This window comes from Streptomyces sp. NPDC056948, assembly GCF_042674225.1.
GTDB lineage: Bacteria > Actinomycetota > Actinomycetes > Streptomycetales > Streptomycetaceae > Streptomyces > Streptomyces purpurascens.
Window position 1 is genome coordinate 1 of record NZ_JBHUQX010000367.1, and the last position, 9,761, is coordinate 9,761.

8 protein-coding genes are annotated in these 9,761 nt (G+C 68.0%); 7 read left to right on the forward strand and 1 reads right to left on the reverse strand.

Annotated elements, in window-relative coordinates; genetic code table 11:
* Positions 1–91 precede the first annotated feature (91 nt).
* Complete coding sequence (locus tag ACFTZL_RS34385) at positions 92–859, reverse strand: hypothetical protein (RefSeq protein ID WP_382591056.1); 768 nt, start codon at positions 857–859, stop codon at positions 92–94.
* Positions 860–1,108: 249 nt separating this feature from the next.
* Between ACFTZL_RS34385 and ACFTZL_RS34390 the strand changes: the two genes are divergently transcribed.
* From ACFTZL_RS34390 to ACFTZL_RS34420, 7 genes are all read left to right on the forward strand, one after another.
* Positions 1,109–2,272 carry a mandelate racemase/muconate lactonizing enzyme family protein gene (locus tag ACFTZL_RS34390; protein WP_382591059.1) on the forward strand — a complete coding sequence of 388 codons (1,164 nt, stop codon included), beginning with the start codon at positions 1,109–1,111 and terminating at the stop codon, positions 2,270–2,272.
* Entirely contained in the window at positions 2,269–3,273 is a 1,005-nt protein-coding gene (locus ACFTZL_RS34395) for a zinc-binding dehydrogenase (protein ID WP_382591061.1), read from the forward strand. The genes ACFTZL_RS34390 and ACFTZL_RS34395 overlap by 4 nt, the downstream gene beginning before the upstream one ends.
* Before the next feature lie 111 nt (positions 3,274–3,384).
* Positions 3,385–4,353 carry a hypothetical protein gene (locus tag ACFTZL_RS34400; protein ID WP_382591064.1) on the forward strand — a complete coding sequence of 323 codons (969 nt, stop codon included), beginning with the start codon at positions 3,385–3,387 and terminating at the stop codon, positions 4,351–4,353.
* 142 nt (positions 4,354–4,495) lie between these two features.
* Positions 4,496–5,608, forward strand: a complete 1,113-nt coding sequence (gene chvE, locus ACFTZL_RS34405; RefSeq protein ID WP_382591067.1) for a multiple monosaccharide ABC transporter substrate-binding protein — start codon at positions 4,496–4,498, stop codon at positions 5,606–5,608.
* A 46-nt stretch (positions 5,609–5,654) separates the two neighbouring features.
* Entirely contained in the window at positions 5,655–7,205 is a 1,551-nt protein-coding gene (mmsA, locus tag ACFTZL_RS34410; RefSeq protein ID WP_382591070.1) for a multiple monosaccharide ABC transporter ATP-binding protein, read from the forward strand.
* Complete coding sequence (gene mmsB / locus ACFTZL_RS34415) at positions 7,202–8,446, forward strand: multiple monosaccharide ABC transporter permease (protein WP_382591072.1); 1,245 nt, start codon at positions 7,202–7,204, stop codon at positions 8,444–8,446. Before mmsA ends, mmsB begins: the two co-directional genes overlap by 4 nt.
* Positions 8,447–8,504: 58 nt before the next feature.
* The gene (locus ACFTZL_RS34420) at positions 8,505–9,653 is read left to right on the forward strand and encodes an aldose epimerase family protein (protein ID WP_382591075.1); all 1,149 of its coding nucleotides are present in this window, start codon (positions 8,505–8,507) and stop codon (positions 9,651–9,653) included.
* Positions 9,654–9,761 lie beyond the last annotated feature (108 nt).

A 9,761-nucleotide genomic window follows, 5' to 3' on the forward strand; every position in this document is an offset into this window, starting at 1 on the left:
ACGAACAGTCAATTGGTATCCGACCCCATCGCGCCGTTCCGAGGACGGACACCCCCCGACACGGCCCCGCCCTCCACCCACCGCGTAGGCACTACGCGCACCACCACAGGAAGCGGTTGCACGTCTTCGTCGGGGACGGTTCCGGTGTCGGGGCCGGGGGCGTCGGGTCCGCGGTCCGGGTCGGGGCCGGAGCCGGCGGCGCGGCCGTGGGGGCCGAGGTCGGGCGGCTCGAGGACGTTTCCGCCGTAGGAGTCCGGGTCGGCTCGTCGTCCTTCGGCTTCTCGTCCTTCGGGGACTTGGAAGCCGACGGAGAGTCAGACGCCTCCGGGGAAGGGGACCTCGACGCCCCCTCAACCCCGGCCTTGTCGCCCGCGGGGCGGACCGTCTCGCCCGCGTCCGCCGACTCACCCTCGGCCTCCGCCGGCTTCGACGTCGACTTCGGCGCGTCCATGCCCAGCTCCGCGAGGCTCAGCCCACCCGCCGCCAGCACGAACCCCGCCACGATGAACAGCGTCCGACGCCGCCGCCGGCGATGCGCGGCCGCCTTCCGGTCCCGTCGGCTCGCCCCACCACCCGGGCCATCGGCGACCGGCCCGCGCTCACGCCCGCGTCCACGCCGGCGAGCGGCACGTCCCACCGGCTCACCATCGTCTTCGTGGTCGTCGTAGTCGTCGTAGTCGTCACGCTCACCATCGGACCCGCCCACCCCGACAGCCTCGCCCGAGTCACCGCGATCGCCGTACTCACGCTCCTGCTCAAGCTCATTCTCACGCCAGCGCAGCGCATCGGCCGAGGTGCCACACCCCGGGCAGGCCAGCGCGCCGTTGAGGTGCCGTCGGCACGGGTCGCAGTAGTCCATGACGCGGGAAGGTTAAGTTCCGCGCCGGTAACGTTCCTAGATCCAGCTGTGAAGGTTCTGCACGGACACGCCTCACCTCTGGTTTCGAAACTATCGAAACCGTTATGCGCGCGACCCATTGACACCCCGACCACCGCATCCTTACTGTCACGCCAGCATTTCGAACGTGTGCCGAAATCTCGAACACGTCGAACTGGCTGAATGAAGACTGACGAAACTGAGCCGACGAAGCTGCGAGGGACAACCGCCGTGCGCATCACCGGAATCAGCACACACGTGGTCGGGACGCCTTGGCGCAACCTGACCTACGTCCAGGTGCACACCGACGAGGGGATCACCGGAGTCGGCGAGACCCGGATGCTGGGACACACCGACGCCCTTCTCGGTTACCTGAGGGAGGCCGAGGCCAACCACATTCTCGGCTCCGACCCCTTCGCTGTCGAGGACCTCGTCAAGCGCATGAAGTACGGCGATTACGGCCGCGCGGGCGAGATCGTGATGTCCGGTATCGCCGTGATCGAGATGGCGTGCTGGGACATCAAGGGCAAGGCCCTCGGCGTCCCCGTCTGGCAGTTGCTGGGCGGCAAGGTCACCGACAAGGTCAAGGCGTACGCCAACGGCTGGTACACCACGGAGCGGACTCCCGAGGCGTACCACAAGGCCGCCCAGGGCGTGATGGAGCGCGGCTACCGGGCGCTCAAGATCGACCCGTTCGGCACGGGCCACTTCGAGCTGGACCACCAGGGGACCATGTACGCCGTCTCCCTCATCGAGGCGGTCCGGGACGCCATCGGCCCCGAGGCGGAGCTGATGCTGGAGATGCACGGCCGCTTCTCCCCCGCCACGGCCGTACGCCTGGCCAGGGAGCTGGCGCCGTTCAACCCGGCGTGGCTGGAGGAGCCGGTCCCGCCGGAGAACCTCAAGGCGCTGGAGAAGGTCGCCGCCAAGGTCGACATGCCGGTCGCCACCGGTGAGCGCATCCACGACCGGATCGAGTTCCGCGAGCTGTTCGAGAGCCAGGCCGTCGACATCATCCAGCCGGACGTCGGCCATATCGGTGGCATCTGGGAGACCCGCAAGCTCGCGGCGACGGCCGAGACGCACTACATGCTGGTGGCCCCGCACAACGTCGGCGGCCCGGTCCTGACCGCCGCCTCGCTCCAGGTCGGCTTCACCTCCCCGAACTTCAAGATCCTGGAGCACTTCAACGACTTCGCGGACGCGGAGATCAAGAAGGTCGTCAAGGGCGCCCCGCAGGTGAACCCGGAGGACGGCTGCTTCCACCTCTCCGACGCCCCCGGACTGGGTGTCGAGCTGGACGTGGACGCCGCTGCCGAGTTCCCGCAGCAGCAGGCCCGTTTCGACCTCTGGGCGGAGGGCTGGGAGCAGCGCAAGCCCAAGGGCAGCCAGTGAGCACCGCGGTCGTCATCGACGCCCCGGGCGAGCACCGTCTCGTCCCGCACGAGCCCCGGCGGCCCGAGGCCGGAGAGGCTCTGGTCCGCGTCCACGCGTCCGGCATCTGCGGCAGCGACCGCGAGGTCTACCAGGGCAACCGCCCCGAGGGCTATGTGCGCTACCCGCTCACCCCGGGCCACGAGTGGTCCGGGACGGTCGAGGCCGTGGGCGCGGGTGTTCCGGAGTCCCTCGTCGGCCGCAAGGTCGTCGGTGAGGGTTTTCGCAACTGCCAGGTCTGCGACCGCTGCCACGCGGGCGACACGACGCTGTGCACGGCCGGTTACGAGGAGACCGGGTTCACCCAGCCGGGCGCGATGGCGGCCACGCTGACGCTCCCGGCCCGTCTCCTGCACGCCCTTCCGGACGACTGCGACCTCACCGCCGCGGCCCTCCTGGAGCCCGCCGCCTGTATCGCGGCCGCCGCGCTGAAGGCGAACGCGCAGCCCGGCGAGCGGGTCGCGGTGGTCGGCACCGGGACCCTGGGGATGTTCGCCGTGCAGTTCCTTAAGGCGAACTCGCCGGCCGAGCTGCTGGTCGTCGGCACCCGCCGGGACCGTGAGGCGCTGTCGCGGCAGTACGGCGCGACGGACTTCCGGACGAAGGACCAGGAACTCCCGGACGACATCGACGTGGTGATCGAGACGGCCGGGTCCGCGGATGCCGGCCGGATCTCCGCCGCTCTGCTCAGGCGGGGTGGCCGGCTGGTCCTGACCGGTATCCCGGCGCCGGGTGCCGACGGCCTCGACCCGACCAATCTCGTCGTGAAGCAGCTCGAGGTGCACACCGTCTTCGGTGCTCCGCCGGACGCCTGGGCGCACACGGTGCGGGTGTTCGCCGCCGGTCTGCTCGATCCGCTGCCGCTGGTGACGCACGAGCTGCCGCTCGCCGAGTTCTCGCAGGCCATCGACCTGGTGGGGGCCGGCGATCCGAAGGTGGGCAAGGTATTGCTCCGCCCGTAGACGTACGCCGGTACGGGGGCAACCTGACGGCTCCCGTACCGGCGTACCCCCAGCCTTGCCGTACCCAGAGCCGCGAACCTCGTCCGAAATATCGAACCGAAGGACATTCCTGTGACCGACGCTCCCGCCACGGCAGCCCGCAGGCCCGGTGAGCAGGCGCTCGCCGACCTCGGCCTGAAGGCGCCCGCCCTCGACCCCGCCGACGCCTCGCCGCACTCCTTCCCCGGTGGCGGCCGCTGGCGCACCGAGATCCCCTCCTGCGAGGGTCCCGAGGCGCTCGCGGTGGTCCTGAAGGAGGCCTCGCGGCTGGACGTGCCGATCCACCGGATCAGCCAGGGCAGCGGCATCTGGATGCTGACCGACGCCGAGATCACCGAGATGGTCGAGTCGACGGCCGAACGCGACATCGAGCTCTGCCTGTTCACCGGCCCGCGCGGCACCTGGGACATCGGCGGCTCGACCCGGACCGACTCGCGCGGCGCGGGTCTCAGAGCCCGCGGCCACGACGCCGTCGCCGGATGTGTCGAAGACGCCGTCCGGGCCACGGAGTTGGGTGTCAAGTGCCTGCTCGTCGCCGACGAGGGCGTGCTGTGGACCCTGCACCGGGCGCGCGCGGCCGGCATCATCCCGGCCGACACGACCCTCAAGGTGAGTGCGCTCATCGGGCCGGTCAACCCGGCGGCGTACGCGGTGTACGAGAACCTGGGCGCCGACTCGATCAACGTGCCCAGCGACCTGACGCTCGATCACCTCACCGAGATCCGCCGGGTGTCGGGCGCTCCGATGGACATGTACATCGAGGCCCCCGACGACCTCGGCGGCTACGTCCGGATGTACGAGGTCGCCGAACTCATCCGGCGCGGCGCCCCGTTGTACCTGAAGTTCGGCCTGTCGAAGGCGCCCGGGATCTACCCCTACGGGCACCACATGCGGGAGTTGACGCTGGCCACGGCCAAGGAACGCGTGCGGCGCGGCCGGCTCGCCCTGGACCTCCTGGCGCGCCACGGGGCGGACGGCGACATGGCGCCGCTCGGCTCGCGACTGCCGGGCGATCTGCAACGGTTCGAAATCTCGGCATAACGTTCCGGAAACTCGGCTTCACAAAAGAAGACACAGCCGACCACAATCCGACACATCTCTTCTCGGTCTTTCCGGCACGACCACCCGGAGCGACTTCGCGCCTCCCGGACCGAGCCCTGCACACAGATCAAGGATGATCAATATGCGTAACCGCAGAGCCGCTCTCGCCGCCATAGCCGGAGCCGCGTCCCTCGCCCTGACCCTGTCCGCCTGCGGCCAGAGCAGCGAGGGCGGCAGCAACGAGAGCGATGGGGACGCCAAGGGAGGCACCATCGGCATCGCGATGCCGACCAAGTCCTCCGAGCGCTGGATCGCCGACGGCAACAACGTCGTCAAGGAGCTGGAGGCCAAGGGCTACAAGACCAAGCTGGTCTACGGCGAGGACGACCCGGACCAGCAGGTCTCCCAGGTCGAGAACCTGATCACGCAGGGCGTCAAGGCGCTGATCGTCGCCGCCATCGACAACAAGTCGATGAACAACGTGCTCCAGCAGGCCAAGGACGCGAACATCCCGGTCATCTCCTACGACCGCCTGATCCTCGGCACGCAGAACGTCGACTACTACGCCTCGTTCGACAACGAGAAGGTCGGCGAGCTCCAGGGCACCTACATCGTCGAGAAGCTCGGCCTGAAGGACGGCAGCAAGAAGGGCCCCTTCAACATCGAGCTGTTCGCCGGCTCCAACGACGACAACAACACCCGCTACTTCTTCGGCGGCGCGATGAAGGTCCTGCAGCCCTACATCGACAAGAAGCAGCTCGTCGTCGGCTCCAAGCAGACCAAGCTCAACCAGGTCACCACCCTGCGCTGGGACGGCGGCACCGCCCAGAAGCGCATGGACGACATCCTGACCTCGGCCTACAAGAGCGAGCGCGTCGACGCGGTCCTCTCCCCGTACGACGGCATCTCCATCGGCATCCTGTCGGCGCTGAAGTCGGACGACTACGGCTCCAAGAGCAAGCCGCTGCCGATCGTCACCGGCCAGGACGCCGAGGTCGCCTCGGTGAAGTCGATCATCGCCGGCCAGCAGTCGATGAGCGTCTTCAAGGACCTCCGAAGGCTCGCCAAGGTGTCCTCGAACATGGTCGACGCGCTGCTGAACGACAAGAAGCCCGAGGTCAACGACACCAAGACCTACGACAACGGCGCGAAGGTCGTCCCGGCCTACCTGCTGGAGCCGGTCGCCGTCGACAAGAGCAACTACCAGAAGGAGCTCATCGACTCCGGCTACCTCAAGGAGAGCGACGTCAAGTAGTCCCCGCCACCGACCGACGATTCACCACTGATTGGAAGGCACGACCATGGCGGGACCCGTCCTGGAAATGCGCTCGATCGTCAAGACCTTTCCCGGCGTCAAGGCGCTTTCGGACGTCACGCTGACCGTCCGGCAGGGCGAGGTCCACGCCATCTGCGGGGAGAACGGCGCCGGCAAGTCGACCTTGATGAAGGTCCTCTCCGGCGTCCACCCGCACGGCACCTACGAGGGCGACATCCTCTTCGAGGGAGAGGTCTGCCAGTTCAAGGACATCCGGGCCAGCGAAGAGCGCGGCATCGTGATCATCCACCAGGAGCTGGCCCTGGTGCCCTACCTCTCCCTCGCGGAGAACATCTTCCTCGGCAACGAGCACGCCACCCGCGGGATCATCAGCTGGACCGAGACCCTGCGGCACGCCACCGAACTGCTGCGCCGGGTCGGTCTCTCCGACCACCCGGACACCCGCGTCGCCGACATCGGCGTGGGCAAGCAGCAGCTCGTGGAGATCGCCAAGGCCCTGTCGAAGAAGGTGAAGCTGCTCATCCTGGATGAGCCGACCGCCGCGCTGAACGACGAGGACAGCGGCAAACTCCTCGATCTCATCCTGGAGTTGAAGAAGCAGGGCATCACCTCGATCATCATCTCCCACAAGCTCAACGAGATCCGCAAGGTCGCCGACTCGGTGACGATCATCCGCGACGGCCAGAGCATCGAGACCCTCGATGTGAAGGCGGCGGAGACCACCGAGGACCGGATCATCAGCGGCATGGTCGGCCGCGACCTGGAGAACCGCTTCCCGGAGCGGTCTCCGCACGAGCCCGAGGAGGGCGTGGCGCCCGCCCTGGAGATCCGCGGCTGGACCGTGCACCACCCGATCGACCAGCAGCGCAAGGTCGTCGACGACGTGTCGCTCCAGGTGCGGCGCGGCGAGATCGTCGGCATCGCGGGCCTCATGGGAGCCGGCCGCACCGAACTCGCGATGAGCGTCTTCGGGCGGACGTACGGCCGGTACGCGGGCGGCACGGTCCTCAAGGACGGCACCGAGATCCGCACGAAGACCGTGCCGCAGGCGGTCAAGCACGGGATCGCGTACGTCACCGAGGACCGCAAGCACTACGGCCTGAACCTCATCGACACCATCAACCGGAACATCTCGTTGTCCGCCCTGGGCAAGGTCGCCAAGCGCGGTGTGGTCGACGAGCACGAGGAGCGGCAGGTCGCCGAGGGCTTCCGCAAGTCCATGAACATCAAGGCGCCGACCGTCTTCGAGCCGGTGGGCAAGCTGTCCGGCGGCAACCAGCAGAAGGTCGTCCTCAGCAAGTGGATCTTCTCGGGTCCGGACGTGCTGATCCTGGACGAGCCGACCCGCGGTATCGACGTCGGCGCCAAGTACGAGATCTACACGGTCATCGACCAGCTGGCCGCCCAGGGCAAGGCGGTCGTCTTCATCTCCTCCGAGCTGCCCGAACTGCTCGGCATGTGCGACCGCATCTACACGATGGCCGCGGGGCGGCTGACCGGTGAGTTCTCGAAGGCCGAGGCCTCCCAGGAATCGCTGATGCGTCAGATGACGAAGGACAAAGAGGTAACCCGATGAGCACGGACGTGACCGCCAAGACGCCGGCCCCGGCGCCGACCGGCAAGGGAGGGGAGGGCGCCGGCAACGGACTGCTGCAGCTGATGCTGGACGGTATGCGCCGCAACATGCGGCAGTACGGCATGCTGTTCGCCCTCGGCCTGATCGTGGTCCTGTTCGCCGTGTGGACCGACGGCGACCTGCTGCTGCCGCGCAACGTCTCCAACCTGGTGCTGCAGAACAGCTACATCCTGATCCTCGCGATCGGCATGATGCTGGTCATCATCGCGGGCCACATCGACCTCTCGGTCGGCTCGCTGACGGCGTTCGTCGGCTCGATGGCCGCCGTGTTCATGGTCAAACACGACATACCGTGGCTGCTCGCCGTGGTGCTGTGCCTGGCCGTCGGCGCGGTCGCGGGTGCCATCCAAGGGTTCTTCATCGCGTACGGCGGCATACCGTCGTTCATCGTGACCCTGGCGGGCATGCTGATCTTCCGCGGTCTGACCGAGATCTTCCTGGAGGGCCAGACGCTCGGCCCGTTCCCGGAGGGCCTGCAGAAGGTCGCCAACGGCTTCCTGCCCGAGGTCGGCCCGCAGACCAACTACCACAACCTGACGCTGCTGCTGGGCTTCGCGATGATCGCCTTCGTGATCTTCCAGGAGGTCCGTGACCGCAGGCGGCAGCAGGAGTTCGACCTGGACGTCCCGCCCGCCAAGCTGTTCCTGCTGAAGCTGGTCGCGCTCGGCGCCGCCATCCTCACGCTGACGATGCTGCTGGCGAGCTACAAGGGCGCCCCGATCGTGCTGCTCATCCTGGGCGTGCTGCTCGTCGGCTTCGGCTACGTGATGCGCAACGCGATCATCGGCCGCCACATCTACGCGATCGGCGGCAACCTGCCCGCGGCCAAGCTGTCGGGTGTGAAGGACAAGAAGGTCACCTTCCTGGTCTTCCTGAACATGGGCATGCTCGCGGCCCTGGCGGGTCTGGTCTTCGCCGCCCGCTTCAACGCGGCCTCTCCCAAGGCCGGCCTCAACTTCGAGCTGGAGGCGATCGCGGCCTCGTTCATCGGCGGCGCGTCGATGAGCGGCGGTGTCGGCACCGTGCTCGGCGCGATCATCGGTGGCCTGGTCCTGGGCGTGCTGAACAACGGTATGAACCTCGTCGGCATCGGCACCGACTGGCAGCAGGTCATCAAGGGCCTGGTCCTGCTGGCGGCGGTCGGGTTCGACGTGTGGAACAAGCGCAAGGTCGGTTCGTAAGCCAGATCGGGGCCCCGCCGGGAAGGCGGGGCCCTCTCCTTATACGGGAGCCGCACGCATGGAACTGAACAGACGCACGGTCATCGCCGGAGCAGCGGCGGCGGGCATAGCCGCCACCACCCTCGGCGGCACGGCGCACGCCACGGGAGGCAGGAAGCCGGTGAAGACGCTCTTCGGCAAGCTCGCCGACGGCACCAAGATCTACAGCTGGGCCCTCGAGAACGGCGGCACCCGCCTGAAGGTCCTCTCCTACGGCGGCATCGTCCAGTCCCTGGAGATCCCCGACCGCCGCGGCCGCTACGCCAACGTCTCCGCGGGCTTCGACAACGTCGAGGACTACGTCGCCAAGAGCCCGTACTTCGGCGCCCTGATCGGCCGCTACGGCAACCGCATCGGCAAGGGCAAGTTCACCCTCGACGGCAAGAACTACCAGCTCTCCGTCAACGACGGTGAGCAGAGCCTGCACGGCGGCACGCAGGGCTTCGACAAGCGCGTGTGGGACATCGAGCCGTTCACCAAGGGCTCGGACGTCGGTCTGCACCTGTACTACACGAGCGTCGACGGCGAGATGGGCTACCCGGGCACGCTCAAGGCGAAGGTGACGTACACGCTCACCCGGCACGGCGACTGGCGCATCGACTACGAGGCCACCACCGACAAGGCCACCGTCGTCAACCTCACCAGCCACGTCTACTGGAACCTCGCCGGCGAGGGCAGCGGCACGATCGAGGACCACGAGCTCCAGATCGCCGCCTCCCGCTACACGCCCACCGACGCGGGCCTGATCCCCACGGGCGAGCTGGCCAAGGTCGCGGGCACGCCCTTCGACTTCGGCCGTGCCAAGCCGATCGGCCGGGACATCCGCGTCTCGCACCCCCAGCTCGTGACCGCCAAGGGCTTCGACCACAACTGGGTCCTCGACAAGGGCCTCACCGCCCGGCCCGAGCACGTCGCCACCCTGCGCGACCCCGCCTCCGGCCGCACCCTGAAGATCGCCACGAACGAGCCGGGCCTGCAGTTCTACTCCGGCAACTTCCTCGACGGCACGCTGACCGGCCCGTCCGGGCGCACCTACCGGCAGGGCGACGCGCTCTGCCTGGAGACGCAGCACTTCCCGGACTCGCCGAACAAGCCGAAGTTCCCGTCCACGGTGCTGCGGCCCGGGCAGACGTACCGGACGTCGACGATCCACACGTTCGACTGCTGATCGGCACTCGGGCGTGGAGGCCGATGACAAGCCTTCACAGGTACGACACAAGTTCTGACCGGATTCCCAACGGTTGAACAGTGTCACCACAGTCCCCGTATGTAAGGG